Origin of the sequence: Paenibacillus sp. FSL R5-0744 (assembly GCF_037972555.1) — a bacterium.
Taxonomy (GTDB): Bacteria; Bacillota; Bacilli; order Paenibacillales; family Paenibacillaceae; genus Paenibacillus_AQ.
In genome coordinates, this window is sequence record NZ_CP150228.1 from 2402660 (window position 1) to 2429108 (window position 26449).

Here is a 26449-nt window from a genome sequence, read left to right on the forward strand (position 1 = left end):
AGGCCTATTTTTCAAACAACTGCTTTTCACCCTATAGATTTTCCTTTATAATAAAATCAGACATAGGGAGGAGGCGTCACAATGGGGAAAGAACCGGTGACTGAGCAATTTTTTATTGATAAATTAACCGAGGCCAAGGATCACTTCGAGCGTGCGCTGGATTGCAAACACACGGAATTCGACGATCTGTATCCCTATATGATTGAACATCCTCAGTTTTTTTGGTACAAACGCTATGTAGCTTGGTCAGAACTTCTGACAATCAAAGGTTTATGTGAGGAACTTTCCTTCCCTTGGAGGGAGAAATTCACAACAAACCAAGTGGAGTATCTGGAGCAACGTGTGATGTCCGCTAAAGTTCTTGATTTCTGGTTCGAGAAGAATGAAGCGCTGATATAAGAATGCTTTAGTAGACATGCAATTGGTCAATTACTTATACGAGACCCAGATGATTTTTCATTTGGGTCTTTTTTCTGGATGAAAATAGGATAAGCTATACAGAGGGAGGGATTCATGATGATTAGCGATGAACAATTGGATGCATACCGAATTTCTGGCGAGAAAATTCGTGTGGTGCGGGACGGCATAGAAAGCAATGATGTAAAAGGGATTGTTCTGGCTTGGGATGATTCGCAGGTGATGATACGTCGTCAGAATAGACGAGTAGTAAAGCTGGATCGGAATTATTTATTCCAACCCTTCAGCGAACCAAGGAAAGAACCTGATAATATATAGTTTCCGCAGCAAAAACAGCTCCTTACCCAAATTGGGTGGGGAGCTGTTCTGCTTACATATAAGCCTCTGACGAATTAAATACTTAAAGCTAGCTGGGAGTCACTTTCTTCTCTGGAGAGTATGGAGAGCTCTGTGGACAGTCCGAGATACGCACGCATTCGTAGCATCATCTCTCTACGGAATCCTGGCCATAATATATTCATCTCACCTTGATATCCTCTACAGGAGTACAAGGCCTCGACTCCTCGTTGATCTTGGCGAACGGTTGTGATCTTCAGATCATGTGAGCTCAATTCACGCGTAACCTCTTGAAGCATTAGTGAGGTTTTCTTAGTGGCACCAGACAAGAGCTCCATATAAAGCTGAGGGGTCTTAAATAGACCACTTTTGCTGATTACACGGCAGTCACGCTCGAAAACTTTATGAATAAACGTTAGCAGCAAATAGCTTCTGACAAGGGACAGTTCTTCTTTAGTAACATCTTCATCAACAATGGATGTCTTCAACTTCGTAGTCGCCATTATAAATCACCTCATTTATATTATGCGAACTTTTGTTCTCATTATACCTTATATTCGGAATTAAAAGCAATAATTATCCATAAAATAATGATCGATAAGAAAAGCTGGAAAATATATTGACGCTTTAATCTCAGCATGGTATGATCTATCTTGTGACCGCAAGTTTGATATGTAGTCATTATGATGTGCGGTCGTGGCGGAATTGGCAGACGCGCACGGTTCAGGTCCGTGTGGTAGCAATATCGTGGAGGTTCGAGTCCTCTCGACCGCATCACAAGAAACTCCCTTGAGAAATCAAGGGAGTTTCTTTTTTTGTGAATATAATCAATCGAAGGTAACTTTAGCATACTCGTATTTAGATCGATAAATATCGAATTAACCCTAATAGAGCGAAGGCGAACAAAACTGTCCCAGCACCAATGCCTGTAATTGCACTGTTTGCGACCTTAAGTTTTTTAGATATGAACAGTGATACGATAGAGATTGCAACCAGAAGTGCTGCTAAAAGGTATAAACTGAAATCGTTAAACACACTTTTTAAGCCAATAAAATGAATCCCTACTATAAAGGCAATCCAAGGAGCAACATAATCATTATACTTACATTTCATCAATATAGAAGCTCCAGCACCAGCCAACAATAATTCAATATAGACAGAAATTAGATAATTATCAAAAGAGGTCTTGTCATTTAATACGGAGGGAGCATCCCAGTTCGTCATACTTAAATAGACACCAATCAAGCAGACGAGAAGGGATACACCAGAAGCTATGCCAATATATTTTCGCCAGCTGGATCTGGGGTTTTCTTGTGCCCAACCAAACCAACTAAAACTAAACATACCGAATATAGAAGCATACATGGCGTAATCCCTCACATAATCCATACAGTACCCCCTATAAATATTAACAATATTCCAGGCAGAGTCTTATACTGTAGACTTCCGAAGCATCCAGAACGATAAGAGTGCATACAAGACCGTCAAGGGCATACTCCACAAGGCAAGTTCAAATGCGGTATGGCTAGCCAACCAATTAAATACATCTACCCACCACTGATAATATGTCATTAACAATCCAGCGACACTGTACAGAATAAACATGACTGCCGCGAAAATGAATAGGCCGCTTCTACCAAATCTACGGAAGATGCTGGATATAACAAATCCCCAATAAAACATATGCAACAAGATCATGAAATAGATCCACAGCTGCTCTAGGACGGTACCATCATTCAAGTATGGTAGGTGAAAATAATGTAGCTGCACACCCCATCCAGATGTTAATTTGGTTTCTATAATAGATAGCAGGAACAGAAGTAGTGAGAAGCCGGCACTTGTTATAACGGCCATCAAGGATGTGCCGAAGAAATAATCTATCCTCCGTAGGCTTAAGCCCAAGGCAAAGGGGAAAGTCTGTACTAAAATGATGATACCTATGACAAACATATAAATAAAGATTGAGACTAGGCCGCCGGTATACATTGGTTCTTGCAGGAAAAAAGCTATGACAAGATTAACCAAAAAGCTGGACAATAATATAATCCAAGGCATAAACAACCAAAACCATTTATCCTTGTAGTGCATTTTTAATATCCCTGTCATTTGGTTCATTGCACTGCAACTCCCTTCTCTTGGGATTTTCTGTTTGTAAGATGAACAATTAACTGTTGTAAAGATATCGGCGAGATCTCCAGACCAAGCATCTCAGCACGTGATAGATCTGTTGAGTTTAAGCCAATAACAGTGGCAGAAAGTAATCCGCCAAAGGATTCACGAGAGATGATCTCTTTACCGGTGATTAAATCTTCGACCTTCGCAGCCGCACCGATAACTTTAGCAGCCCGCCCGCGAAGAGCTTCAGCATCCTCATTGATAATCAGCTTACCGTTGTCAATAACAATGACATGCTCTAATAGCTGGCTTACCTCGTCAATTAAATGTGTAGACAAGACAACTGTTCGCGGATATTCTGAATAATCCTCAATTAGTCGATCGTAAAACAGGCTTCTTGCTACAGCATCGAGACCTAAATAGGGTTCGTCAAAAATAGTCAGCGGAGCGCGGCTCGCCAGGCCTACTACAATACCCACCGCCGAGAGCATTCCTCTGGACAGCTTCTTTATTCTTCTTTTTAAGGGGAGATTAAAGTCCTTGATTAAGGAGTGGGCGTACTCCCGATCAAAGTTAGGGAAGAATAACTCGGATACCTCTAGAACATCGATAATGCGGTACGTATCCGGATATTTTTGGCTTTCCTTAATAAAGCAAATCTGATTGAGTACCCGGTTATTCTCGTAGGGATGTTCCCCGAACACCTTTAAATCACCACTTGTAGCAAATAACTGTGCTGTAATCATGTGCATGATCGTTGTTTTTCCTGCACCATTTCTGCCAAGCAGACCATAGATTTTGTTCTTTTCTAAAGAAAAACTAATGTCTTGGATGACAGTTACCTTTCCATACGACTTGGTCAGTCCCTTGATCTCAACGACTTCATTCATGACCGATTATCTCCCCTCTGAATCATCTTCGTTAATTGATCCAACGTAATTCCTAATTTCTCTGCTTCACGGATCATAGTTACAACATATTGCTCATAAAATTGCTCTTTTCTCTTCTCCATCAATACTGTGCGCGCTCCAGAAGCTACAAACATGCCGATACCTCGCTTTTTGTATAAAATTCCTTGGTCGACAAGCAAATTCACACCTTTCGCAGCCGTCGCCGGATTGATCTGGTAAAAAACAGCAAATTGATTTGTTGAAGGAACCTGTGATTCCTCCAAGAGTGTTTCTTCGATGATGTCATTTTCTATGCGTTCGGCGATCTGCATAAATATCGGTCGAGTATCATCCATTAAGCTTCCCATGTATTCACCGCCATGTTCATTGGTTAGTTAGTTATGTAATTAACCATATATGTAACAGACCTATTTGTCAATCATTTCTATGTGGATTTTTTGATCCTTTGAGCCCAAATCCAGCGAAATGGCGTATCAGCATAAAGAAAAAGGCAGTTCGGATTCACACCGAACTGCCTTTTATTTTAGTTGGATGTCTGCTATGATTTTGTCCTATTAGAAAACAAGAGAAGGGTGAAACTATGAATGAATATGGTCCGGATTTATTTAAAGGCACGGCAGTGTACTATTCAAAATATCGACCGCAGTATCCTTCATCCCTTATTCGGTTCTTAATTCAGAAGTTTTCGCTTAACGGAGAAGGCCGTCTGCTTGATTTAGGGTGTGGTACGGGTCAGCTGGGACTAAGATTTAGTGATTGGTTTGAAGAAATGATAGGTGTAGATACGGAAAGTGGAATGTTGGAAGAGGCTAATCGTCTATCAAAAATTCATAGGATTGATAACGTTAGTTGGATGCTTGGTAGAGCAGAAGAGTTGCAGAACGTCTGGGGTTCCTTCCGTCTTACTATCCTAGCCAAAGCGTTTCACTGGATGGATAGATCGTCTATTCTTGAAATCCTATACCACAGTTCGGACAATAATGGCGGTCTAGCAATTATTGATACTTTTAATGTAGGGCAAGAGCCATTATCTTGGCAGCTTAAGGTAAATGAAGTAGTGAAACGCTGGTTAGGTAACGAAAGAATCGCAGGAGATAGCATCTATACTCATCCTAAAGAAAGACATGAGGATATTGTTGCGCGATCTAGCTTTAAGGATGTGGAAAAATTGATTTTACCGAGTTATTCAGTGACATGGATGGTGGATTCGATTCTTGGCAATTTGTATTCCACATCCTATGCTTCAAAGCGCTTATTTGGAGATCACTTGGAACAATTCGAAGCGGATTTGAAATCTTCTTTATTAGAAATGGAACCTACGGGTAAATTTACTGAAGTGTTATCAGTTTCTGTTATCACAGCTTTAAAGAAGGAAGCAAAATCACAATAAAAATCTTGCATTGATCTCACCAGAGCCGGCTGTGTTAGGCTGGAGTTTCAGAGAGAATGTGTTCTTTTTTAGTATGGATTTCACTTGCTTAGGAGTTAGTGAGGGATTTCTCTGCAGCAATTGAGCAATGACACCAGAGACTATAGGTGTTGAGACACTGGTACCGGACAGCACAAAGTAATTTTTAGCGATCCGCAAGTAAGGAAGCTCGCGATCTAGCTTGGAATGAGGCGCACGAAGAGAGATAATGGTTTCGCCAGGAGCTACGAGGTCTGGTTTCTTTCGCCCTCCCGGTGCAGGTCCGCGGCTTGAATACGAGGTAATCCGGTCGTCCTTTTGTGTGAGCGTGCGACGGTCATCCACTGCACCTACGGTAATTGCAGAAGGGCTAATCCCAGGAGATTCTATCGTCCTGCGTCCAGGGCCGCTATTTCCAGCTGCTATCACAACAGTGAGTCCAGCCTTTATTGCTTTTTCTACGGCTTGGCACAACGGGTCGTCAGAACAAGGTGAATTTACCGTACCCCCTAATGACATCGAAAGGATACGTAGTTTTAGTCGCTTTCGATTCGCAATACACCACTCAATTCCTTTAATAATCGTGGAGTCATATCCGTCACCATTCTTATCAAGTACTTTAACACCAACGATCCCTGCTTTTGGAGCAGGGCTTTTGTATTTTCCTTTACTCATCCATCCGTTGCCTGCCGCGTCCCCTGCGATATGAGTCCCATGGCCGTTATCGTCGTAGGGAAGTTTTCTGTGATTGATAAAATCTTTAAAAGCTACGATACGGTTACAGGGCTGAATAAGATCAGGGTGCCTATACACTCCTGTGTCAAGAATGGCAATGTTGATTCCTTTTCCGGTAAGTCCCTGTTTCTTTTGGACGGATGTAGAACCGATGGATGGCGTTGCTATATAAAGTGATGTTTTTTTAATTCCGTCTACATAGATTTGATCGATTCCATGCCAACTGCACATCTGTTTCAGACAGTTCATCGAAACTCTTGATGATACAGAATTTAGTATGGGGAGATGATGTTTGATAGGAAAGTCGTGTGATTTTAGATGTTTTTGTAATGACTTCAGCTGTGCTGGGGTCATTTTTTGTTTGAATTTGATAATGATAGGAATTTTAGCGGATGTACCGCGACGGACTTGGGAGTGTTGAATTCTTTTTCTTAGCGCCCTATGGATTCTTGAACTATATTGCTCTGGCCAAAATTGTCGGCTCATTTATTAATGGATCACCTCACAAGTGCATTATATGCACCACTGATCCAGTGGGTACGAATCTATGAATCTAGGAATAAAGTACATTTCTAGAATAGTAGGTAAAAGTGAGGTCAAGCATTCCAAATCTTGCATCTACTATCGTATCCTAAAAAGAAAGTGGTGAAGTAAATGGCAATGATTAAGAAGCCAGTCAATAAGCAAGCCGTTATGGCGGCCAAAGCCCTCGCGGCAAAAAGAGTGAAAGCAGCTGCAACCCGGAAGAAACGGAGAATCAGACAGACATTGGACAGATTTATTGTTCTCGCTATTGGTACAAATGCAACTGGAACACCTAAAGACACTACAGGGTGGACCGCTTCATTATTGAGAACTGGAAATCCAGCTATAGTTGCTGATTTCGATGAATTTGGTGTAGCTAGATTCCCAACAGTTAGCACACTAACAACGGTGCCGTATCTTCTCACATTAAGAGATGAGAACGGAAATGCTATAAAAAGCTTTAATGTACCGTCAGATCGAGAATTCTATGTAGCTAGGTTCTAAATTTGGACTAGCTTAGTTATACTCAAGTTAACAACAGCACGTGTCGATCCTATATCGCCGCGTGCTGTTTTATTTGTCTTATTTTAGATCATGCAGATTTTAACCATACTTGAATCTCATAAACCCACTGAAACATTCCGGTGAAAATGACTGTCTGGATGACAAATGGAATCTCCGTATTATATTCGGCTTTAGCATATGCAGCGATATTCTGCATCGTTTCCAATCTCTGCTCCTCCGAGCAATAACCATAGAGATAAATTCCTTTAGGTAATATTGAAATACAGCCGGCCTGTTCAGGGTACTTCTCACAAACTACAAAAAAGACAGATGGATTCTCACTAGGCTCCAACGTAGTCATAATATTTGCACGAAGATCAAAGGCGAATGCATCTCTTGACTCATCTTCAAGCTGTTGATTTAGCGCATTCTGCAGTTGATGGAAACTTTCGAGGCTGGGTTTCTGTAGGGAGTGGATTTTTACGATCGCTCTTTCTCCCAAAGCCTTAGTTGAAAAATGGGTGGGGGATAGAGGCACATCGGATAAATAAGCTTGATTTTCATATTGTTTTTGTAAAGCTTTAAGCTGTGATTTTGTCTTATTCAGCTGCTTGATTTCTTGTTCGATTTCATCGTCCTTTGTTTTAAGAAAATTAATAATATAATCAAGATTATCATTCGTAAAAACATCTTTAATCTTATGAAGTGGCATATTCTTTTTTTTGCAGAAGTTGATGACATCAAGATAAATAAGCTCTTTATCTGAATAATAGCGATAACCGGAGGAGGGATCTACTTTAGCAGGCTTCAGCAAGTGAATTCGGTCATAATGCCGCAAGGTTTCGATAGTTGTGTCTGCTAGTTTTGCTGTTTCACCAATAGAATAATAGTTGTTCATTGCATCGTTCTCCCGTTGACTCTTGTGTTACACAAGAGATTATAGTGTTCATTGTACTGATTTTTATCTAAAATTTCAAAACAGTGAATGGAGAATGACAAGATGAAGACAACAGAACTCAATGTATTAAAAGATCCAATTTCCAAACTATTTCGCGGTTATGCAATCCCTGGGATCGTAGCTTCACTTTCTATGTGTCTGTACGGAATTATTAACGGAATCATTTTGGGGCGTTTTGTAGGACCTAATGCGCTAGCTGCAGTGAATATGGCTTCACCGATTTTTAATATTATTTCCTGTATAGGGATCTTAATTGCTATTGGAGGAAATACATTAACCGCTATTAGTCTGGGAGAGCAGAACAAGGGGAAAGCCAACCACTACTTCAATAATGCTTTTTACACATTGCTCATGATAGCCGTAGTTATTTTCATAATAGTAGTTTTTTTTCCTCATGTACTGGCTAGAATAGTTGGAGCAAATTCAGTGCTTTTTCCTATGGTTGTTGATTACATACAGACTTTTGGTATATTTGTCGTGCCTGTAATTTTTAATATTTTACTTGGTATTTCATTGCAATCTATGGGGAAACCTCAGCTTTATATGGTTGGTAATTTACTGAGTGTAGTTTTAAATATCATCTTGGATTTAATTTTTATCTGCGTTTTCGATATGGGGATTACCGGTGCTGCTTTGGCATCTGGGATCAGTGCAACGATTGTTTTTATATTATTTTTCTCGAATTTTATCTCAAAGGATAGCTTTTTAAAAGTGGGTAGATGGAAAGTGGATTTTAAAGCAATCGGAAGGATGATCTATAACGGTTCTTCAGAAGCGATTACGCAATTCAGTGCGGGTTTTTCTTCTATGATCTTCAACTGGATTTTGATCTCTAAATTTGGTGAAATAGGGGTATCTTCATTTGCGGTAGTTCAGTATATCTCACTTGTAGTTAATGCAGTTATCATGGGCATGTCGAGAGGGTTAGGAGCCATTAGCAGCGTGAATTACGGAGCGAAGGAATATAGCCGTATAACGGAATTGATTACCATGGCGATTAAAATAGTGACATTAGTTGGTGTGGTTTGTACAGCGATATTGATTATTTTTAAATCTCCCTTAATTTCTCTTTTTGTAAAAGACAATCTTCAGGTCATGACTACATCAAGTGAAATCATCACATTTTATAGCTTTAATTTTATCTTTGTAGGGGCCAATATTATAATTAACGCTTTGTACACAGCCATTAACAATCCAAGAACATCCGCGATTTTGGCGATTTTACGGTATGCCTTGTTGATGGGGAATTTCTTTATCCTTCCTTTAATGTTTGGTAACATCGGCTTATGGCTTTCCTTTGTAGTGGCAGAGATAATCTGTGTCGTGGTAAGCTATGTTTGTTTGAGGAAGACAATGCAAAAGTGGAGTATCAACCAGTAACAGCAGAATAAAAGAGGAGTTTTGAAGTGAAAAAGTGGTACAAACTTGATAACGCAGCAAAACTATTTCCATCCGTTACAAACACAAAAAACACTTCTGTTTATCGGATCTCAGCGGTTCTGACAAATCCTGTAGATGTGGATGCGTTACAGCAAGCCGCCGATACGGTATTCGACAGATTTCCGATGTTCACTGTGAAGCTTCGCAGGGGTGTGTTTTGGAATTATTTAGAGTCTAGCACGGATAAAATTGTGATCGCTGAGGATCAGCAGTATCCTTGTCGCAACATTGATCCAACTACAAACAATGGATATTTATTTAAGGTTTTATACTACAAAAATAGGGTCTCTGTTGAAGTGTTCCATGCGCTTACGGATGGTAATGGGGCTGTCGAGTTTTTAAAATCACTGCTGTACTATTATCTAATGTATATGGGACATGAAATTGACACTGAGGACCGGATTTTACTCGCTGATTCAGGAGTGGATATCCATGATATGGAGGATGCTTTTCGCAGATACTACAAGGATTGTTATGTTGAATCGGTTAGAAACAGCCGAGCGTACCACATTAAAGGTACCGCTTTCGAACAGTTCGGAAATAACGTGGTACACGGGGTCGTAAGTGCCTCCCAATTGAATGCCCTCGCTAAGCAAAAAGGAAGTACGATCACTGCTTATTTATCCGCATTACTGAGTTATTCTATTTATCAAACAAGAATTAAATATAGCAAAAGTAATGCTCCCGTGGTTATCGCAGTGCCTGTCAATTTGCGCAAAGCATTCCCTTCACGTACTCTTCGTAACTTCTTTGGCGTAGTTAATCTTGGCGCGCGAATCACGGAAGATACCACACTGGATGAATTAATTTTTAGAATGAATGAGATGCTGAAGTATAAAACGGGGAAAGAAAATTTGCAAAATATCATTTACAATAATGTGGCGCTTGAACGGAACAAAGCTACGTTGTTTGTCCCGTTATTTTTGAAGAACTGGTTCGTGAATTTAGGGTTTCATATGCTTGGGGAAAGTAAAAGAACACTGACCTTGTCCAATATCGGCAATATTATGTTGCCACAGCAAATGTACAAGCACGTAGAGCTAATCGAGGCATTAGTCTATCCATCCAATAAAAGCCCTATGAACTGTGGGATCAGCTCAGTCAATGATAAGCTGGTGATCACGTTTACCAGAAATATAGTGGAATCCGATATATTGCAATATTTCTTTTCGACCTTAGCGGGTGAGGCTGGACTTGAAGTTAAAATCTACTCAAACGATTGGGGGATTAGCGAATGACTAAATGTATTCGTTGCAACGTGACGGTTGATAATCAACATTATCGTTGTCCACTATGCTCCAAGCCAATTAAGATCAGGGGAGAGAGCACGACAGAATACCCGTCCTATAAAGAGATCTATCAGGAAACCAAACCATTTACGGTAGCTAAATTGTTCCTCTTTTTGACTATATCTGCGATCGTGCTTTCGATTACAATTAATGCGTTGACCTATCATATCAATCCGAGAATATGGTCAATTATCGTAAGTACAGGTCTTATCTATGCGTGGATCGTTGTTAAAGACACCATTTTATCTAATAAACATATTGGCAGGAAAATTTTATATCACTATGTCATGTTGTCCATTTTCCTATTGGTGATCGATATATTTGTTGGTTTTAGGGGATGGTCTACCAACTATGCAATTCCACTGTTTGGAGTGGCAGCTACATTTATTATGACTGTGCTCGCAATTGTTCAAAAATCATTATGGCGTCATGATATAGGCTATATTTTAGCGATGTTCTTTATTAATTTATGTCCTATGCTTCTGTTTGTATTTAATTTATCTCATGTCATTTGGACCAGTGTTTTCTCTATCGTATACTCACTCCTAACCATTATTGGGATGATAATTTTTTCTGACCGGAAATTTATAAGCGAAATCAGAAGAAGATTCCATTATTAATAATCGAGATAGATTTATTCCAATCTATAATTAAATATTTAGGTTTATTATGCATATTGACCACGTCCTTTGGATGTGGTTTTTTTGTGGATTTAAGAAAGTGAAGGGTTCATACGACACCGAATTCCTATTTTTCTACAAGAAAGGTTGTCCTTTTTAATGGGATGTTTAAGGTGTTTTTTCTAGTTTAAAATTAAAATAAAATTCTTGACACTTCCCAATGATAACCATTATCATAGAAATCGTAGATGAAAATGAAAATCATTATCACTACTTGGAACGTATAATTATACATACTCGGAGGGATAGATTTTGAAGAAATTATTAGTACTTCTGGTTGTTGCAGCGCTTACTGCAATGACTGCATGTTCGTCCACCAATACAGCGGACAATCAAACCAAGAATGAAGCCGTAACGAATACAGCTGCTAATGAAACGAAAGAAGCAAATGCAGCGAATACAACAGAAGCAGCGAAAACAGCGGATGCTGGAAAGGAATACAGTCTGGAGCATGATGGTGTAGATGAAGCATTGTTCAATGAAGCATTAAGCCAGTTTCCAGCCACAGTTCCACAGCGAATTGTAACTACATCTGTACCATTAACAGAAATGCTCTACTTGCTTGGAATCACACCAGTTGGGGTGCCAACCTCCACCAATCCAATCCCTGCTGATTTTGAATCGATAGATAAAATTGGTTCGCCAATGGCACCGGATCTTGAAGTAGTAACAAAGCTTGAGCCAGACTTGCTGCTGGGAGCAGAATCACTTCGAAGCACACTGGATAAGACACTGGAAGGCATGGATTTGCAAAAAGCATATCTACGCACAGAATCCTTCGAGGATTTAAAGCTTAGCCTTAAAGTATTAGGTACTTATTTTAATAAAAAAGATGAGATGAATGCGGCTTTGAGTAAGATATTGGATAAAGAAAATGAGCTAAGTAAATTAGCCGAAGGAAAAGAACTGCCGAGCGTGATGCTCGTTATTGGAACCTCTGATTCCTTCATGGTTATGAGTGAGAAATCTTATCTAGGTAGTTTGGTGAAAAAGCTTGGCGCTGATAACATTGCTACTTCTGTACTTAAAGTTACCGATACTTACTCTCCTATTAATATGGAGAACGTCGTAGCCGCTGATCCTGACGTCATTCTCGTATTGGCTTCAGGTGACCACGGAGCGACAAAGGACAAATTTAAAAAAGAAATAGAGAAAAATGAAACTTGGACGAAGCTCTCTGCTTATAAAAACGACAAAATTCAGATTTTAGATTACAGTGTGTTCGGCGTAACCTCGATCATTAACGCAGAAACAGCCCTAACTGAAATCGCAAAATACTTCTATGAATAATTAAAGGAGACAGCAAGTGATAAATACATCTCGTAGCAGAATAGTTGTTATTATAACGGTTCTATTAGCGCTCGTTGCCGCGATTATTGCCATCGGATTAGGCTCTGTTTTTATTCCGGTATCAGACATACTAAGCACGATCTTTGGTTCATCGTCTAAGGCGGTGAATGCCACCATCATATGGGATATTCGATTGCCACGTGTGTTACTGGCGATGATCATCGGAGCGAATATAGCGATCTCGGGCGCACTGCTGCAAGCTGTGATGGGTAACCCACTTGCTGATCCTGGATTGACGGGTGTAACTAGCGGCGCGGCTGCATGTGTTCTTGTTATAATGCTTGCTGCACCACAGTATACTGAGTTCATTCCGATTGCCGCTTTTGTTGGAGGGCTAATTGCTGCTGGTATTGTATATGCATTAGCTTGGAGACGAACCGGTATTTCACCGATTACTATTATTTTATCTGGTGTTGCTGTGAATGCGCTTTGCGGAGGACTCATTGGACTATTAACAATCATGTACAGCGATAGACTCCCTGCAGCGGTTCAATGGCTTAACGGCAGTCTTGCGGCAAAAGGGAATAATGCGTTGATGATGGTCTTCCCATATGCGATTGCAGGTTGGATCCTATCTTTCTTTGCCATTCGTAAGGCAAATATCATTCGTCTGGGTGATCAGGTGGCTTCGAATCTGGGTGAAAATGTGAACCGAATTCGTATCCTGCTCTCCTTGCTGGCAGTATTTCTAGCGGCTATTTCTGTAGCAGCCATTGGAATGATCGGATTTGTCGGTCTAGTTGTACCTCATATGGCGAGATTGCTCGTGGGTTCAGATTACAAATATCTTTTGCCGATGAGTATGGCTCTTGGTGCATTGGTTCTGTTAATTGCGGATACAGGTGGACGTACCCTGTTTGCACCCCTAGATATCCCTGCAGGTATCCTTATGGCTGTGATTGGCGGACCATATTTTCTATACCTGATGAGAAAGAAGGCGTTCTAACATGTTTACTGTCGATTCCATTTCGATTCGGTATGAGCAGAAAAGCGTGATTAACAACTTCTCTTTTTCCGTAAAAAAGGGTGAGATCGTCTCCATCATAGGACCGAACGGCTCCGGTAAATCCACTTTGCTCAAAGCGGTATCACGGCTAATTCCTTATCACACGGGTACGGTCATACTCGATGGTACGGATCTGAAGACCATGAGCGCCAAACAAGTCGCACGAAAAATGTGCATGCTGAGCCAGAAGAATCAAGCACCGAGTGATATGACTGTGATCGATCTGGTCTCGTATGGCAGATATCCACATAAAAAGTGGTTTGAAAGATTGAACCAAGAGGATATGGACATTGTTCATTGGGCCCTTGAAAAGACACATTTGATGGAGTATAAGGACCGAGCCGTAGCTTCATTGTCAGGTGGTGAATCACAGCGTGCCTGGATTGCAATGGCTTTAGCGCAGCGTCCACTCATCATGTTGCTTGACGAACCAACCACGTACTTGGATATTTCGCATCAGCATGAAGTGCTTGAGCTTGTTCGCGAGTTAAATCAAGACATGGGCATGACCGTAGTAATGGTGCTGCATGATCTCAATCAAGCTTCTTCTTATAGCGATAGTATCGTTGTAGTGCAGGCGGGTGAGAAGGCGATGTATGGCACACCGAATGAAGTCATGACAACCGATATGATAAGGGATATATACCGGATGGACTCGGAAGTCCAGTATGTGCCCACAGAGAAGAAACCTCGTATTCATTTGTTGAGTACTGTTCGATAGATTCATTGTGTGACACAACCTATTCATGGAGGGATTTTAAATGAAGAAGCCTGTAGATGTGGAGAAAAATAAAGAAAACTACTTGCAATTTATTAATAAACGTAAGAACCTGATTTTGAGTTTGATCGATGATGAAGGTAAGCCCTTTATTAGTTATGCGCCTTTCGTAAAGAAAGACGGCAAGCTGTATATCTATATTAGTAAAATCGCAGAGCACTATGGCTATATGGAAAATAATGATTTTGTGGACGCCTTTCTAATTGCGGATGAGTCTGAAACAAACAATAAATTTGCAACTGAGCGTGTGCGCTGGAGTTGTACTTCAAGCAATATCGGAAATGATGGATATGAGGATATCTTTGAATTGTTCAATGCTGACCATGGTGAGGCCATGCTGAAATTGCTGCGCGGACTGGATTTTTCACTGTTCGAACTAACTCCGTTGAAGGGGCGTTATGTTGTAGGTTTTGGGTTGGCGTTCGATATTGATGTAGATGCGAATGTATTTAATCACGTTGTTATTGATAAGAAGAAAGACGAAGAAGCAGCTGTACAAGGGAGCAAATAGCCGATGACTATTACTTCAGTACTGCCCATCTGGCAAGCGGTTCAAGAGCGATTTCATAAAATGGTGAAGGCATTGCCGGAAGAAGATTTAAATCTTAAATTAGGGAATTCATCCATCGGAGGTTTGATTTCTCATAATGCCGAGGTAGAATTTATGTTTGCAGAGTGGTTCTTTGGTAGACCTAAACCTCAAGCCGATGACGCAGCGTATACTACATTAAGTGAACTGGTGGATCTGCTGTCTGCTTCCAACGAGAATCTGATTACAGCGATGCGGGAGCTTCCGGAAGATGCTTGGCATGTAAGCGTAGAGTCGTCTTTTGGCACATCTACTCCGCTTGAAGCGGTAGGAAGACTTATGTATCACACAGGTATTCATGCCGGACAGATTTCTCTAATACAGAAAAATGCGGTTCGAAGTAAAGTGTTGTAGGTAGAAGAGTAGACATGGGGAAACGGCAGAAATGCCGTTTTTTTTGTGTAGATAAGGAGTTTTAAATTGATCCCGATTAATTATTGGCTCTATTTTGATACCCTCTGTATTATCTGGATTTTGGTATAATATAGGCAATTCCAAGGGGGCGTAGATCATGACGGAATACTTGCGAGGCCAAATGGCCAAGATGGCAAATGTGAATATGGAAACACTGAGGTATTATGAGGAACTGGGTCTAATTAGTACACCTATACGATCGGAAGCCGGCTACCGTCTTTATTCTGAAGAAGCGCTAAGTCGACTTACGTTTATACATAATGCTAAGCAATGTGGATTCACCCTAAAGGAAATTAAAAAGGCATTGTTAAAATCGGAAAGCAGTGGCATTAGCATAGATGATTTTGTGAAAGTTGTAGATAAAAAAATGGATCGAGTCCGCAATGAAATTGCAAAGCAGGAGATAAAGCTTGCTTCTCTCGCAGACTTGAGAAAAAATTTATTAGCCAAGGATAAACATCCTGGAGTACAGTCAACGCTAGAAATCCTGAAAATGGAATCTTAACTTGACCTTGTAGTCACCTACAGGCTTTACACTTTGAGTTGAAAAGACCTGTAGGAGGGATTATCGATATGGAAAAGACGAGTATAGAACAGCTTGCAGCGATCAAAGATTACCTGAAACAAAACAATCGGTTTGAAAGTAAGTCTGTAGAGCATATCCGGCAAGAAATGGTTGAGGCGGCTGCGAATATGTCCAGTCATACGGATGTTACAGTCGAGCGGGTCAGGGTTGGGCCATTAAGCGGAGAGTGGATCATTCCTGTGGAAGCAGCTCCACCTGATGATAAAGTGATTCTTTATTTTCATGGTGGTGGTTTTGTTTCAGGAACCTGTGAGTTTTATCGGGATCTAGCAGCACGAATTGCAAAGGCGAGTGGCATGAAAGTGCTAATCATTGAATATCGCCTTGCACCCGAGTATATCTATCCCGCCGCTAATGAAGATTGTATAGGGGCTTACCGGTGGTTGCTTGCTAATGGATATTCTGCCAGTGATATCGTGTTTGGAGGAGACTCTGTTGGAGCCAGCCTTGCGCTGATGACACTGATTACTTTGAGGGATGAGGGGAGCGAGTTACCAGCAGGTGCTTTTTTTATCTCGCCGCATACAGATCTTGTTCATTTGGATGGTGAATCGTATCAGAGTCGTGCGGAGCTTGATCCGACAGGTAGCTTGGAAGGGAATAAACGGATACTTGAAGCATATGTAGGTACTCGAACCGAGTGGGCTTCAATATTATCGCCGTTAAGAATGAATTTGCAGGGATTGCCTGATTTACTTGTTCAAGTAGGCAACCATGAGGTGCTATTAAGCGATTCAACGAGGTTGGCTGAACGGGCGAGTGGATCGGGTGTTCATGTGGAACTGGAAATATGGGATAATATGTGGAGTGTTTTTCATTTCTTAGCGTATATGCTCCCAGAAGCAGAGCAGGCGATTTCGAAGATTGGTAAGTTTGCTAGGGCGAAGCTGGACGAGTGAGTAAGTAGATGAAAGTAAGGAACCTTCTTGAGAAATCAAGGAGGTTTTCTGTTGTTGGGGTATGGTAGGTACTCAGCGGCTGATGAGAATTGGATACCAAAATGTGGATCTTAGTATGATAAGTTTGTGCACGTATATACTGATAATGATTTTACAAATGACAAAGTAAGATTATTGTCAGTTCGTTTTTGAATATTATATGCTATGATAAGTACCATCAGAAATAGAGTGAGGGGAAATACCAATGTCGAATGATCTTCCATTATCTAAAGAAAACATTTTGGATGCGGCTGAACAAGTACTCCGGCGTTTTGGCCCGGATAAGACCTCAGTTGTTGATGTAGCGAGGGTACTGAAGGTTAGTCATGGTACGCTATATAGACATTTTTCCAGTAAAGCAGCTTTGCGCGAATCGGTAACCGAAAGATGGTTGCATCAAAATATTTTAGCCCCATTGAAGGACGTTACTGAGCAATTTGATGGGAATGCCAAAGAGCAGCTACATCTGTGGTTAGATACTCTAATTCACAGTAAACGGAGCTATGCTGTAGAAGATTCCGAAATGTTTGCTATGTACGCCTCCGTAACTTTAGAAGCCGTAGATATGATTACCCAACACGTAGATCAATTAATTGGGCAACTCGCACGCATTCTTGAAAAAGGTATACAAACCGGGGAGTTTAAAGCATTGGAATCAGAGGTTACGGCAAGAGCTATTTTTAATGCAACATCACGATTTCATCATCCTGCTCATGCGAAAGAGTGGCAGTCGGGTTCGATTGATCAGGAGTTTGCCTCTGTTTGGGATTTGATGCTTTCCGGAATTTCGTCATAAATTGTTATAGCATATTTCATAATAGAAAAATGATGGACTAAACCTTTTGATGAAGATCGGAAGGTTTTTTTGCGTCTGGAGAACAATTATATTGAATGACAAAAAATAATAATTGTCACTTGTTATTTGTGGGTGTTCGATTTATAATCAGACCAACAAGAAAGGCAAACGAATAGGAGGAATAAATGATGGATCAGAATTTGGTTGGAAAAGTTGCATTAGTGACTGGAGCTTCAAGAGGTATGGGACGGGAAATTGCGGAGAACTTGGCGTTACATGGTGCGAAGGTTGTTGTTAATTATGCAAGCAGTTCAAGCAAGGCAGAGGAAGTTGTGAACGAAATTAAGCAAAAGGGTGGAGAAGCTATCGCTATCCGAGCGGATATCAGCCAAGTGGCAGAGCTAGAACAATTATTCCAAGCCACATTGGAAGCTTATGGACAAATCGATATTCTCGTTAACAACGCAGGCATTATGATCACAAAGCCGATTGCGAGTATGACGGAAGAAGACTTCGACAAACAGTTCGCTATCAATGTGAAGGGTACCTTTTTTGCTTGCCAGCAAGCGGCTAAACATATGAGTGAGAACGGACGGATCATTAATTTCTCGACATCGGTTACAGGCCAGATGTTCCCAACCTACAGCGTTTATGCGGGAACAAAGGGAGCAGTGGAACAATTCACTCGTCAGCTAGCTAAAGAATTTGGACGAAAAGGAATCACGATTAATGCGGTTTCGCCAGGTCCTGTTAATACGGAGCTTTTCACAGTTGGGAAGTCAGCTGAAGAGATTGCGAATGTTGGGAGTATGAATTCTTTTGGACGCTTGGGTGAGCCTGAGGACATCTCGAGTGTAGTTTTGTTTCTAGCTAGTAAGGAATCACAGTGGGTTACGGGCCAGACGATTCGTGTGAACGGCGGATTTATTTAAGACAAAAGTCTATAGCATCTTTTTTTATAGCCAGTCTGAAGCAACACTCCTTAGAATAAAAGAATATACAAAAAGAGGAGTGAAACCATGACGCAGATCATATGTTCACCGACTAAATATATTCAGGGGTATGGCGAGATTCGTAAGCTGGGAGATTATTGTTTGCAGCTAGGATCGAACAGAGCTTTTGCGATTGTAGATCCTTATATTTTTTCCATGTACAAGGAGGATATTTTACACAGCTTTGAAGTGAACGATATTCCCCTTATGATGCGCGAATTCAAGGGTGAGTGCAGCCGTAATCAGGTGGATGAGATAGTGCTAGAACTTGGCCTGAAGCACGCTGAAGTTATCATAGGAATCGGTGGCGGCAAGACCCTAGATACGGCAAAAGCAGTAAGCCACATGGCGGATCTCCCGGTAGTTATTGTACCCACAGTGGCCTCGACGGATGCACCTTGCAGCGCAATATCAGTGTTGTATACGGACGAAGGTGACTTCGACTGTTATCTTCCATTAAAAAGAAATCCTGATATGGTGATCGCAGATATCGATATCATCGCTAAAGCTTCTGCAAGATTGCTGGCGGCTGGAATGGGTGATGCTTTGTCCACCTATTACGAAGCAAGAGCTTGCCGTGAATCTGGAGCGGTTACTCATGCAGGCGGGACTAGCACAATCGCAGCGTTCTCTTTAGCACGTGCTTGTCTGGACACACTTCTTGCTGAAGGTGAATCCGCACTCATGGATGTTAAACAGGGGATCACCTCTTCATCAGTGGAACATATTGTTGAAGCTAATATTTACTTGAGCGGCGTTGGTTTTGAGAGCGGTGGGCTTGCTGCAGCCCATGCTATTCATAACGGACTGACCCTGCATGAGGAATGCAGGAATGTCCTACATGGTGAGAAGGTTGCCTTTGCTACGATCGTGCAGTTGGTCTTGGAGAAGGCTTCAGAAGATGAGATCGCTCAGGTCATTGCTTTCTGCAAAAAGTCGGCCTTCCCGTCACACTTAAGGAGCTTGGGATTACCAGTAGCGATATGGATAAATTAATGGTGGTGGCAGAAGCTAGCTGCTCCCAAGAGAGCCCAATGAAGAATATGCCATTTGAAGTTCAATCTGTGGATGTGCTGGAAGCAATCCTTGCCACAGACAAGCGCGGGCATTAGCAACAGCTCGATTGTAAATTATTGCGAACCCTCCCCGTACATATTTAACCTTCTTGAACCAAACAATGAGAACAATTGTTTAAGACGAAGGAGGCGTTCCTCTTGATGAAGGACAGTCGAAAGGTTAAACGTTACTTACTGAATTGGCTTGCTGTTGCTGCAGTATTGATTACCACAATTGTTCCGGCTACGCCGGCTGTCTCTGCTGCCACGTCTAAAGACAACGCTACAAATACGCAGCTTGAAGAGAGTGCACCCAAACGTGATAAGGTCGCTATCATTATTGACGATTTCGGCAATGGCATGAAGGGGACAGATGAAATGTTCTCGTTACCGATAAAGCTTACTGTAGCCGTCATGCCTTTTTTACCTACATCCGTAAAGGATGCCACTCGCGCCCATGAACGCGGAGATGATGTTCTGGTTCATTTGCCGATGGAGCCGCGCCAAGGTAATCCTAAATGGCTTGGACCAGGAGCCATATTGGCCAAAATGTCCGATGAGGAAGTGCGACAAAAGGTTGAGGCAGCACTCGATAATGTTCCTTATGCGATCGGGATAAATAACCATATGGGTTCGAAAATTACCGGAGATGAGCGGATTATGGCAGTGATCTTATCTGTATGCAAAGAACGAGGATTATTTTTTGTAGACAGCAAGACCAACTACCGTTCCGTTGCTGGCAATATGGCTTATCGGATGGGGTTGCCACGCGTAGAGAACCATATCTTTTTAGATGACACACATACAGCAAGTCATGTTCTGAAACAAATGGGTCTCGTCAAAGACATGGCGAAGGATCAACGATTTTGTGTAACGATTGGTCATGTTGGTGTATTTGGGAAAGAGACCGCCGCAGGAATCCGCAGCGGTATTGAACAGATGAAAGACAATGTTGAGTTTATAGGGATTTCTGATCTGGTAAAAAAAGAGATGAAATGGAGCTCCCAACTTAAACTTCCATAAGATAAGCTACAATACCATCAGCGATGGCTTCAGCGATTTGTTGCTGCCCTTTAGGGGTGCATAACTTTGCGCGGTCAGTCGGACTGCTTACAAAACCCGCCTCAACGATAACAGTTGTGGCGGTTATTTTGTTGAGTAAATAAAAGGGCTTGCCTGGTCTTGGATGAGCCTCGACATCGTAAAGATTGTTTAGCTGATGCTGAATGGACTTAGCAAGCATGAAGCTACGGCCCTCTTGACGGTACAATACAAGTGGACCATGTTTGGAAGGGGAAGGCGCCCAGTTAATATGGATGCTTACCACTACAGTAGCAGGTAATGTCTCAGCGAGCTCTTTACGCTGTGCAAGATCCCGCAGATGTCGAGATTTACTACGCAGCCAGCGGTTCTCATCACTTGGGGCATAATCTCCATTGCGATTTAAAGCAACGTCAAAGCCATCGCTACCCAGAAGTAGAAATAATCGACGTGAGATATCTAAGGTGATATCTTTTTCAAGAATATTACCGTAGGAAGTTCCACCGTCGATGCCTCCGTGTCCCGCATCAATTAGGATCATACGATGTCCGTGTCCTAATAAATGCTGACGGTCATCCTTCATCACAGGTTTCTCTGGTGTCGCAGAGGCTAAGGAGCTGCCCATAAACAACATTAGTAGTCCTAGGGTAGTTAGAGTGATTCGAAAGCCACATAGAGCAGCTGCTGTTCTGGAAAAGGATTGTTTTCTCCAGTTGTTCAAGTGAAACGCCTCCTTGCAAGTGAATAACGTCTTATGGATTCTTTGTTAGATTGTGCTTTAATAGGTAAACCTATTCGACAAATCAGAAGTCTGTAGTTTAGATCCAAGTGGAGTGGTGCACACTAAGACCATGGAACGGATACTGATAATCTGAATTCACTTACATTTTAGGAGGTGTTTAAATGGCTTCCGGTGGCGATGAGCTTGTAAAGTATATAACGGAGAAGGTAGTCGTATATATCGAGGATCCGCGTGCCATTCATGCTCGTAGAGCGGCTACGAAGCAGCCGTGGTCACAGAAATGGTTTGGCATGCTCCCGCTTGGGTGGTCTATCTGGCGAAGCAAGTGGAGTCATGATAAAAAAGACTAAAGGTTAAATAGCAAATAACCTTCCAGTGCCATTATTCATGGGTGGCAGTGGAAGGTTATTTGCATTTGTTTAAATATAAGAATTTATATGCTTACGTTATAAATTATCCTTCTATTTCTCGCATAAACACTTACCGTACTCATAAGGACGCCGAAGGCGTTTATGCTTGTGTTAACGATTATATCCGAGTGCTTTGGTTGTTTTGTCTGGCAGCTTATGCAGTGTTCCATTATTTTGTAGTGCAGTGAGTGGTAAGTATCGTTTTCCTTCAGGGCCTGAGGCCGCGTATACGGTAGTTTTATTGTTCTCAGCTTGACCTTGAGAAGACTGCCAGCTCTGATAGCCTGTAATCATAAATGGTGCCCCGACAAGGTCGTTTCGCCCAGCAGCTTGATAAGCGATGCTTTCCTTAGGTCTGATCAGAAGTGCGATATTGTCGCCGCTCACTGTAGTTAGTTTAGGAGCAGTCAGCCATAGGATATCTTCGTAAGGATCATCTGACCCTCCACTATTGTAGGCCGATAACGGTGATACGTCAGGATTAAGATTAGTAATTACATCTGTTGCTGGAGGCTGCTCTTTAAGGACTTCTTCCGCCTTGCTCAGTGTCCAAGGTAAAATTTGCGGTACGGAAGCATTGATGTAAACCGTCTTTTCGTCAATGGTTATTTTCCAGACCGGTAGAAGTGGTGCATATAAAGCAGTAAGGTTTATTGTTCCTGAAAAAGATGATGTAATGAGACCTTTCTGCACCAAAAACTGGCGCAGATCATTTAAACTGTATGGGAGTCCGTAAGTGCCGGCTCCATATTCACTTAACATATATCCGCCTGTATCGGTAGCGGAAATGATCATGTATCCGATCCGCTCTTCACCCTTCATTACATTTACAAGCCAGCCATGTGTACCTGGACCAAGAGGATAATATTCTATCCTTGCATCCTTCCAGGCTGTAAATGGAGCTTCTGCAGCGAGCTTGTTCAGTGTAGCCTTAGCGAATTCTTGGACCGTACTGGGTGAAGGTAAGGTACTCATCTTCAATACAGGAATTGCATCCTGCGTGACTGACTGGATCACACTTACTCTGGCCAGCGCCAGTGCTGAAGGGGAACCAGAACTGGATACAAACAGTCCAAAGCTTAGAAGCAGGAGGAGGCATCCTTGACCCGCAAGTTTCAGCCTCCGCCGCAAACTTATTTTCATGGCGTCGATCACCTTTCTTTGTTAAGAAATGTCAGGAAAGTTAAGCTTTACTCTATTGTAGTGGACAGGCTATAAAAAGGCTGTTGCTTGCTGTCGCGCTTGAAGGCGGAAGTTCTCTTGTTTTTTTGCCTGCTTTTAGCGAGTAGGGTCGCATTCTATAGGCTTCGCAGATGAAACAGTCCGTAGGTTATCGCAGAAACTGCAATTTGCGGCTCATATTGCCAAATGGTCTCCTGTCGACGACGGTTATACTGCTCTTGAGTGCCTAAACGTTTTTCTTCATCAGGCTCTTTCAGCAGCTCTCCGTAATAAATATCAATGATAGCCAGCTCGATTCTAAGACGCTCACGGGCCTGTTCTGCCCAAGTGTAATCGAGTTCGGCTAGATGAGAGGTAAGATGAGCCTCTAATAAATCTGTAGCGGCTGTCACTGTTAATTCATAAGGCTGAATATGGACGTTTTCTGGTAAACGGGGGATCATCTCCCGCGAGGCTATCTTAGCGTTAAAGTCATCAATGATGGTCCCTTTTGTCAGCGATATTCCAAGATAATGCAGTTCTTCCCGTTTCAAATCGCAGCTCATCTCCACTTTATAGCAGACGCCGAGCCACGGTTCATAAGCTGCAGAGAAGAGTGTATTCCGCTGCCTGCTACCGGGATCTTCAAATAAGTAAAGGCATTTCCCTTCATCTTGCGCCGCACTCCAAATTTGCTGCAGGCGCTTGCTACCATAGATGATATCTTCACGTCTTATCATACCGGGCCCAATTCGGGGCAGTGCAGGTATAATACCGAAGTAGCGGGCTAGGATGCTATCTTCTGGATTTGAGGAGGGGACATGAACCACATTAGATTCAGGTGATGTTGGATTCAATAGATCTGCGCTAGCCTCAGCATCTGTTGTGGCGCCCATCGCTGGGTTTCCGGTAATTGGCGGATTCAATGCTCCGATGCTGTGATTTACCGTTTGCGGAACTTCTATAGCTGCCTGGCTATCGTATTTTTCCGGATCAAATACAAAAGTGAAAGAGAGTGTCTCCGGATCAACACCAGTACGCTCCACGAATCCCCAATAATAAGGTCGATCTGTTAGCATTCTGTCAGCTCTTGGCGATAGCTTTACAGTTACGTGAATGGGCGATACTTCAATGATGGAGCATTCTGTCGCCTCCAGATAATCCATAACATGTTTGCGTACTTCCTGTGAGTTGAGGGTCATGTCGCAGTCTCACTTTCCTTTTTAATACCCTGAGTCAACTCACTTAGGGATTCACCGATATGATCAAGCTCATTTCGCAACTCTTCGTCGGAGCGGGATTCGAGCATGATTTTGTATAAACTTTTCTCCAGTGATTCTTTCTTCTCAAAGCGCTCCAGAATCACATCCAGCCCGCCAATGACCATTTCGAACATATTGATCTTCTCGTGTAGCAGATGCAGAATATGTTCTTCAATCGTGCCCTGTGTGGACAAATTATAGATAACCACGTCATTTTCCTGACCTAACCGGTGCACCCGCCCAATCCGTTGTTCTACTCTCATGGGATTCCACGGCAGATCGAAGTTGATCATATGGTGACAGAACTGCAGGTTTATGCCCTCACCACCCGCTTCAGTAGCGATCATGACTTGAGCACGACCGCGGAAGAGGTCCATCATCCAGTCCTTTTTACCACGATTCATCCCGCCGGAATAAGAAACACACATTAGCCCATGTTCGCGGAAATACTGAAGCAAATATTCTTGAGTCGCGCGATACTCTGTAAAAACGATGACCTTTTCATTCATTTCTTGAATGAGAGATAGTGTTGTTTCGGCTTTGGTATTGGTCTTAACCGTACGAAGTGTCTGCAATAGCTCCATCATCCGATCGCGTTTCGGCGAATCAGCAGGCAGCTTCTTGATCAGATTAACTAAAGTGATGAAGACGGCATCCCTACTGCTGCACACCTCACGCTGAAGCGTTACCAAGGAAAGCATGCTGCTAAGATTGCCGCCTGATTCCTGATACTGATCTTTAACAAAAGAAGTGACAGCGTCATATAATACTCTCTCTTCCTGTGAAAGAACTAGCGGAATATTACGGACTTTTCGTTTCGTAAAATTAACTGGACCTTCGCCACGCCGATTGCGGATCATCACCTTCGATAGCTCGTCCCTTAGCTGACCTTCATTCTTAGGTTGGCGTTTATCAACGACGAAATTGGAAGCAAAATCACCCTGATTTCCTAGTTGCCCCGGTTTCAGTAAAGTGATCAAATTAAATAGCTCGCCCAGATCATTCTGAACGGGAGTAGCGGTTAGGAGCAGGCAATATTTTTTGCGTAATTGCTGTACAAATAGATAATTGGTCGATTTCTTGTTCTTCAGCTTATGCGCTTCATCAATAATCAACATGTCATATTCATTTTCCAGCAGCATCTCTTTATGAGGATCGCGCTTCGCGGTATCCATAGATGCGACGACGATCGCATTCCCCCAGGAATATGCTTTTTTCTGTGCAACAGCAGAGATGCCAAACTTGGCATTCAGCTCGCGGACCCACTGCAATACGAGGGAAGCGGGTACCAGAATAAGCACTTTAGAGACTAGACCGCGGACAAGATATTCCTTGAGTACAAGTCCTGCTTCAATCGTCTTTCCTAGTCCAACCTCGTCTGCGAGAATCGCGCGGCCCGACATCTCAAACAAAACCTTATGCGCGGTATCGAGCTGATGAGGAAGCGGGGATAATCCGGATAAATGTTTCATGCATTGCAGCTCATCGAAGCTGGTTACTAGACCCGTTTGTTCACCTTGCACAGCAAGTTTGGACAGACGGTAGTCTCCCCACGGACCACCTTTATCTAGTTTGAGTTCTAGATCCTGTAGCCAATTCCGGTCAAAAGAAAGAGGAACAGGCAGTATAGGCGCTGACTTTCCACCTTTGTGAGGTAGAGAATTACGGAATAATTGCGTCATGGTACAGCCTCCTCAGGTGCTAATTTATATCATCATTCGTAGGAGTAGTATGCTCTTAAACAAGAGAATTCATAACCTTCTATTTTTCTTGATAGCCTTTAAAAAAGAGAGTAAAAGCGAGAAAACGCGGCAAGGTTTGCGATATTTCGGCTGCTTAACTCTATTTTCGAAAAAGACCTTCGATACAATATGTGGTATAGTTTAAAAGCTGACGCACACAATATATTGTGACAAAAGCATGAAAATGTGATTTTTTAAAGTGCGTAGCTGCTATTTGTTATTGACAAGATGAACTTCCTACATACACCCGTAAGACGGAAGATAAGTGT

General features: G+C 42.1%; 30 protein-coding genes and 1 tRNA gene. 20 read left to right on the forward strand and 11 right to left on the reverse strand.

Annotated features, from left to right (window positions below):
* The first annotated feature begins 81 nt into the window (after nucleotides 1–81).
* Both MKY19_RS10310 and MKY19_RS10315 read left to right on the forward strand, forming a co-directional pair.
* Nucleotides 82–399, forward strand: coding sequence for a hypothetical protein (locus MKY19_RS10310; RefSeq protein ID WP_036689410.1), 318 nt, complete (start codon nucleotides 82–84; stop codon nucleotides 397–399).
* Nucleotides 400–516: 117 nt separating this feature from the next.
* Nucleotides 517–735, forward strand: coding sequence for a hypothetical protein (locus MKY19_RS10315; protein WP_042186900.1), 219 nt, complete (start codon nucleotides 517–519; stop codon nucleotides 733–735).
* A gap of 74 nt (nucleotides 736–809) precedes the next feature.
* Here MKY19_RS10315 and MKY19_RS10320 read toward each other — a convergent pair whose 3' ends face one another.
* Entirely contained in the window at nucleotides 810–1256 is a 447-nt protein-coding gene (locus tag MKY19_RS10320; RefSeq protein WP_042186902.1) for a hypothetical protein, read from the reverse strand.
* Nucleotides 1257–1443: 187 nt separating this feature from the next.
* On the opposite strand from MKY19_RS10320, the gene MKY19_RS10325 reads away from it, so the two are divergent.
* Nucleotides 1444–1527, forward strand: a tRNA-Leu gene (locus tag MKY19_RS10325).
* A gap of 84 nt (nucleotides 1528–1611) precedes the next feature.
* On the opposite strand, the gene MKY19_RS10330 is transcribed toward MKY19_RS10325, so the two are convergent.
* From MKY19_RS10330 to MKY19_RS10345, 4 genes are read right to left on the reverse strand one after another with little or no spacing between them, the layout of a single operon-like run.
* Nucleotides 1612–2142, reverse strand: coding sequence for a hypothetical protein (locus MKY19_RS10330; RefSeq protein WP_339270293.1), 531 nt, complete (start codon nucleotides 2140–2142; stop codon nucleotides 1612–1614).
* A 42-nt stretch (nucleotides 2143–2184) separates the two neighbouring features.
* Nucleotides 2185–2868 carry a hypothetical protein gene (locus MKY19_RS10335; RefSeq protein WP_042186907.1) on the reverse strand — a complete coding sequence of 228 codons (684 nt, stop codon included), beginning with the start codon at nucleotides 2866–2868 and terminating at the stop codon, nucleotides 2185–2187.
* Nucleotides 2865–3758 (reverse strand): ABC transporter ATP-binding protein, encoded by an 894-nt coding sequence (locus MKY19_RS10340; protein WP_339270295.1) that lies wholly within the window; start codon nucleotides 3756–3758, stop codon nucleotides 2865–2867. Before MKY19_RS10340 ends, MKY19_RS10335 begins: the two co-directional genes overlap by 4 nt.
* Nucleotides 3755–4126, reverse strand: a complete 372-nt coding sequence (locus MKY19_RS10345; RefSeq protein ID WP_042186911.1) for a GntR family transcriptional regulator — start codon at nucleotides 4124–4126, stop codon at nucleotides 3755–3757. The genes MKY19_RS10340 and MKY19_RS10345 overlap by 4 nt, the downstream gene beginning before the upstream one ends.
* Nucleotides 4127–4359: 233 nt before the next feature.
* Here MKY19_RS10345 and MKY19_RS10350 point away from each other — a divergent pair, with 233 nt between their 5' ends.
* Nucleotides 4360–5169, forward strand: a complete 810-nt coding sequence (locus tag MKY19_RS10350) for a class I SAM-dependent methyltransferase (RefSeq protein ID WP_339802480.1) — start codon at nucleotides 4360–4362, stop codon at nucleotides 5167–5169.
* Here the strand turns inward: MKY19_RS10350 and MKY19_RS10355 are convergent.
* Nucleotides 5161–6171: a S8 family peptidase gene (locus MKY19_RS10355; protein WP_339802483.1), complete on the reverse strand. Its 1011-nt coding sequence runs from the start codon at nucleotides 6169–6171 to the stop codon at nucleotides 5161–5163. The genes MKY19_RS10350 and MKY19_RS10355 overlap by 9 nt on opposite strands.
* Before the next feature lie 405 nt (nucleotides 6172–6576).
* Here MKY19_RS10355 and MKY19_RS10360 point away from each other — a divergent pair, with 405 nt between their 5' ends.
* Nucleotides 6577–6951 carry a hypothetical protein gene (locus MKY19_RS10360; RefSeq protein WP_076298521.1) on the forward strand — a complete coding sequence of 125 codons (375 nt, stop codon included), beginning with the start codon at nucleotides 6577–6579 and terminating at the stop codon, nucleotides 6949–6951.
* 88 nt (nucleotides 6952–7039) lie between these two features.
* Here MKY19_RS10360 and MKY19_RS10365 read toward each other — a convergent pair whose 3' ends face one another.
* A complete protein-coding gene (locus tag MKY19_RS10365) occupies nucleotides 7040–7849 on the reverse strand; it encodes a helix-turn-helix domain-containing protein (protein WP_339802486.1) in 810 nt (269 codons plus the stop codon).
* A 102-nt stretch (nucleotides 7850–7951) separates the two neighbouring features.
* Here MKY19_RS10365 and MKY19_RS10370 point away from each other — a divergent pair, with 102 nt between their 5' ends.
* The 14 genes from MKY19_RS10370 to MKY19_RS10435 all read left to right on the forward strand — a co-directional run bounded on the left by MKY19_RS10370 (nucleotide 7952) and on the right by MKY19_RS10435 (nucleotide 20845).
* Nucleotides 7952–9289 (forward strand): MATE family efflux transporter, encoded by a 1338-nt coding sequence (locus MKY19_RS10370; RefSeq protein WP_339802489.1) that lies wholly within the window; start codon nucleotides 7952–7954, stop codon nucleotides 9287–9289.
* A 26-nt stretch (nucleotides 9290–9315) separates the two neighbouring features.
* A complete protein-coding gene (locus tag MKY19_RS10375; protein WP_042186921.1) occupies nucleotides 9316–10587 on the forward strand; it encodes a hypothetical protein in 1272 nt (423 codons plus the stop codon).
* The gene (locus MKY19_RS10380) at nucleotides 10584–11258 is read left to right on the forward strand and encodes a DUF6320 domain-containing protein (protein ID WP_076298519.1); all 675 of its coding nucleotides are present in this window, start codon (nucleotides 10584–10586) and stop codon (nucleotides 11256–11258) included. Before MKY19_RS10375 ends, MKY19_RS10380 begins: the two co-directional genes overlap by 4 nt.
* 312 nt (nucleotides 11259–11570) lie before the next feature.
* Nucleotides 11571–12608: an ABC transporter substrate-binding protein gene (locus tag MKY19_RS10385; protein WP_339270309.1), complete on the forward strand. Its 1038-nt coding sequence runs from the start codon at nucleotides 11571–11573 to the stop codon at nucleotides 12606–12608.
* Between the two features lie 16 nt (nucleotides 12609–12624).
* Nucleotides 12625–13614 (forward strand): iron ABC transporter permease, encoded by a 990-nt coding sequence (locus MKY19_RS10390; protein ID WP_339802492.1) that lies wholly within the window; start codon nucleotides 12625–12627, stop codon nucleotides 13612–13614.
* A gap of 1 nt (nucleotide 13615) precedes the next feature.
* Nucleotides 13616–14395, forward strand: a complete 780-nt coding sequence (locus MKY19_RS10395; protein ID WP_339802495.1) for an ABC transporter ATP-binding protein — start codon at nucleotides 13616–13618, stop codon at nucleotides 14393–14395.
* A gap of 40 nt (nucleotides 14396–14435) precedes the next feature.
* Nucleotides 14436–14963 carry a pyridoxamine 5'-phosphate oxidase family protein gene (locus MKY19_RS10400; RefSeq protein ID WP_149643990.1) on the forward strand — a complete coding sequence of 176 codons (528 nt, stop codon included), beginning with the start codon at nucleotides 14436–14438 and terminating at the stop codon, nucleotides 14961–14963.
* Between the two features lie 3 nt (nucleotides 14964–14966).
* Nucleotides 14967–15395 (forward strand): DinB family protein, encoded by a 429-nt coding sequence (locus MKY19_RS10405; RefSeq protein ID WP_339802498.1) that lies wholly within the window; start codon nucleotides 14967–14969, stop codon nucleotides 15393–15395.
* A gap of 157 nt (nucleotides 15396–15552) precedes the next feature.
* Nucleotides 15553–15960 (forward strand): MerR family transcriptional regulator, encoded by a 408-nt coding sequence (locus MKY19_RS10410; RefSeq protein WP_339802501.1) that lies wholly within the window; start codon nucleotides 15553–15555, stop codon nucleotides 15958–15960.
* A 68-nt stretch (nucleotides 15961–16028) separates the two neighbouring features.
* Entirely contained in the window at nucleotides 16029–16940 is a 912-nt protein-coding gene (locus MKY19_RS10415) for an alpha/beta hydrolase (protein WP_339802504.1), read from the forward strand.
* Nucleotides 16941–17184: 244 nt separating this feature from the next.
* Nucleotides 17185–17775 carry a TetR family transcriptional regulator gene (locus MKY19_RS10420; RefSeq protein ID WP_339802507.1) on the forward strand — a complete coding sequence of 197 codons (591 nt, stop codon included), beginning with the start codon at nucleotides 17185–17187 and terminating at the stop codon, nucleotides 17773–17775.
* Nucleotides 17776–17963: 188 nt separating this feature from the next.
* Nucleotides 17964–18707 (forward strand): SDR family oxidoreductase, encoded by a 744-nt coding sequence (locus tag MKY19_RS10425; protein WP_339271589.1) that lies wholly within the window; start codon nucleotides 17964–17966, stop codon nucleotides 18705–18707.
* A gap of 87 nt (nucleotides 18708–18794) precedes the next feature.
* Entirely contained in the window at nucleotides 18795–19763 is a 969-nt protein-coding gene (locus tag MKY19_RS10430) for a glycerol dehydrogenase (RefSeq protein ID WP_339802510.1), read from the forward strand.
* Between the two features lie 221 nt (nucleotides 19764–19984).
* The gene (locus tag MKY19_RS10435) at nucleotides 19985–20845 is read left to right on the forward strand and encodes a divergent polysaccharide deacetylase family protein (RefSeq protein ID WP_339270325.1); all 861 of its coding nucleotides are present in this window, start codon (nucleotides 19985–19987) and stop codon (nucleotides 20843–20845) included.
* Here the strand turns inward: MKY19_RS10435 and MKY19_RS10440 are convergent.
* On the reverse strand, nucleotides 20832–21584 hold the full coding sequence (locus tag MKY19_RS10440; protein ID WP_231573420.1) for an N-acetylmuramoyl-L-alanine amidase: 753 nt from the start codon (nucleotides 21582–21584) through the stop codon (nucleotides 20832–20834). The two genes, MKY19_RS10435 and MKY19_RS10440, sit on opposite strands and share 14 nt — an antisense overlap.
* A 182-nt stretch (nucleotides 21585–21766) precedes the next feature.
* On the opposite strand from MKY19_RS10440, the gene MKY19_RS10445 reads away from it, so the two are divergent.
* Complete coding sequence (locus tag MKY19_RS10445; RefSeq protein ID WP_042186941.1) at nucleotides 21767–21955, forward strand: YqzE family protein; 189 nt, start codon at nucleotides 21767–21769, stop codon at nucleotides 21953–21955.
* Nucleotides 21956–22126: 171 nt separating this feature from the next.
* On the opposite strand, the gene MKY19_RS10450 is transcribed toward MKY19_RS10445, so the two are convergent.
* The 3 genes from MKY19_RS10450 to MKY19_RS10460 form a co-directional block, all read right to left on the reverse strand.
* Nucleotides 22127–23158, reverse strand: a complete 1032-nt coding sequence (locus tag MKY19_RS10450) for a hypothetical protein (protein WP_339802513.1) — start codon at nucleotides 23156–23158, stop codon at nucleotides 22127–22129.
* A 155-nt stretch (nucleotides 23159–23313) separates the two neighbouring features.
* On the reverse strand, nucleotides 23314–24378 hold the full coding sequence (locus MKY19_RS10455) for a YqhG family protein (RefSeq protein WP_339802516.1): 1065 nt from the start codon (nucleotides 24376–24378) through the stop codon (nucleotides 23314–23316).
* Nucleotides 24375–26120: an SNF2-related protein gene (locus MKY19_RS10460; protein ID WP_076298508.1), complete on the reverse strand. Its 1746-nt coding sequence runs from the start codon at nucleotides 26118–26120 to the stop codon at nucleotides 24375–24377. Before MKY19_RS10460 ends, MKY19_RS10455 begins: the two co-directional genes overlap by 4 nt.
* Nucleotides 26121–26449: the final 329 nt, after the last annotated feature.

Coding starts and splice junctions, on each gene's coding strand:
- MKY19_RS10450 (WP_339802513.1), bottom strand. CDS start 23,158: ATGAAAATAAGTTTGCGGCGGAGGCTGAAACTTGCGGGTCAAGGATGC.
- MKY19_RS10430 (WP_339802510.1), top strand. CDS start 18,795: ATGACGCAGATCATATGTTCACCGACTAAATATATTCAGGGGTATGGC.
- MKY19_RS10420 (WP_339802507.1), top strand. CDS start 17,185: ATGTCGAATGATCTTCCATTATCTAAAGAAAACATTTTGGATGCGGCT.
- MKY19_RS10350 (WP_339802480.1), top strand. CDS start 4,360: ATGAATGAATATGGTCCGGATTTATTTAAAGGCACGGCAGTGTACTAT.
- MKY19_RS10310 (WP_036689410.1), top strand. CDS start 82: ATGGGGAAAGAACCGGTGACTGAGCAATTTTTTATTGATAAATTAACC.
- MKY19_RS10410 (WP_339802501.1), top strand. CDS start 15,553: ATGACGGAATACTTGCGAGGCCAAATGGCCAAGATGGCAAATGTGAAT.
- MKY19_RS10445 (WP_042186941.1), top strand. CDS start 21,767: ATGGCTTCCGGTGGCGATGAGCTTGTAAAGTATATAACGGAGAAGGTA.
- MKY19_RS10315 (WP_042186900.1), top strand. CDS start 517: ATGATTAGCGATGAACAATTGGATGCATACCGAATTTCTGGCGAGAAA.
- MKY19_RS10365 (WP_339802486.1), bottom strand. CDS start 7,849: ATGAACAACTATTATTCTATTGGTGAAACAGCAAAACTAGCAGACACA.
- MKY19_RS10400 (WP_149643990.1), top strand. CDS start 14,436: ATGAAGAAGCCTGTAGATGTGGAGAAAAATAAAGAAAACTACTTGCAA.
- MKY19_RS10330 (WP_339270293.1), bottom strand. CDS start 2,142: ATGGATTATGTGAGGGATTACGCCATGTATGCTTCTATATTCGGTATG.
- MKY19_RS10345 (WP_042186911.1), bottom strand. CDS start 4,126: ATGGGAAGCTTAATGGATGATACTCGACCGATATTTATGCAGATCGCC.
- MKY19_RS10455 (WP_339802516.1), bottom strand. CDS start 24,378: ATGACCCTCAACTCACAGGAAGTACGCAAACATGTTATGGATTATCTG.
- MKY19_RS10360 (WP_076298521.1), top strand. CDS start 6,577: ATGGCAATGATTAAGAAGCCAGTCAATAAGCAAGCCGTTATGGCGGCC.
- MKY19_RS10405 (WP_339802498.1), top strand. CDS start 14,967: ATGACTATTACTTCAGTACTGCCCATCTGGCAAGCGGTTCAAGAGCGA.
- MKY19_RS10320 (WP_042186902.1), bottom strand. CDS start 1,256: ATGGCGACTACGAAGTTGAAGACATCCATTGTTGATGAAGATGTTACT.
- MKY19_RS10395 (WP_339802495.1), top strand. CDS start 13,616: ATGTTTACTGTCGATTCCATTTCGATTCGGTATGAGCAGAAAAGCGTG.
- MKY19_RS10355 (WP_339802483.1), bottom strand. CDS start 6,171: ATGAACTGTCTGAAACAGATGTGCAGTTGGCATGGAATCGATCAAATC.
- MKY19_RS10335 (WP_042186907.1), bottom strand. CDS start 2,868: ATGAACCAAATGACAGGGATATTAAAAATGCACTACAAGGATAAATGG.
- MKY19_RS10425 (WP_339271589.1), top strand. CDS start 17,964: ATGGATCAGAATTTGGTTGGAAAAGTTGCATTAGTGACTGGAGCTTCA.
- MKY19_RS10415 (WP_339802504.1), top strand. CDS start 16,029: ATGGAAAAGACGAGTATAGAACAGCTTGCAGCGATCAAAGATTACCTG.
- MKY19_RS10460 (WP_076298508.1), bottom strand. CDS start 26,120: ATGACGCAATTATTCCGTAATTCTCTACCTCACAAAGGTGGAAAGTCA.
- MKY19_RS10435 (WP_339270325.1), top strand. CDS start 19,985: ATGAAGGACAGTCGAAAGGTTAAACGTTACTTACTGAATTGGCTTGCT.
- MKY19_RS10340 (WP_339270295.1), bottom strand. CDS start 3,758: ATGAATGAAGTCGTTGAGATCAAGGGACTGACCAAGTCGTATGGAAAG.
- MKY19_RS10380 (WP_076298519.1), top strand. CDS start 10,584: ATGACTAAATGTATTCGTTGCAACGTGACGGTTGATAATCAACATTAT.
- MKY19_RS10370 (WP_339802489.1), top strand. CDS start 7,952: ATGAAGACAACAGAACTCAATGTATTAAAAGATCCAATTTCCAAACTA.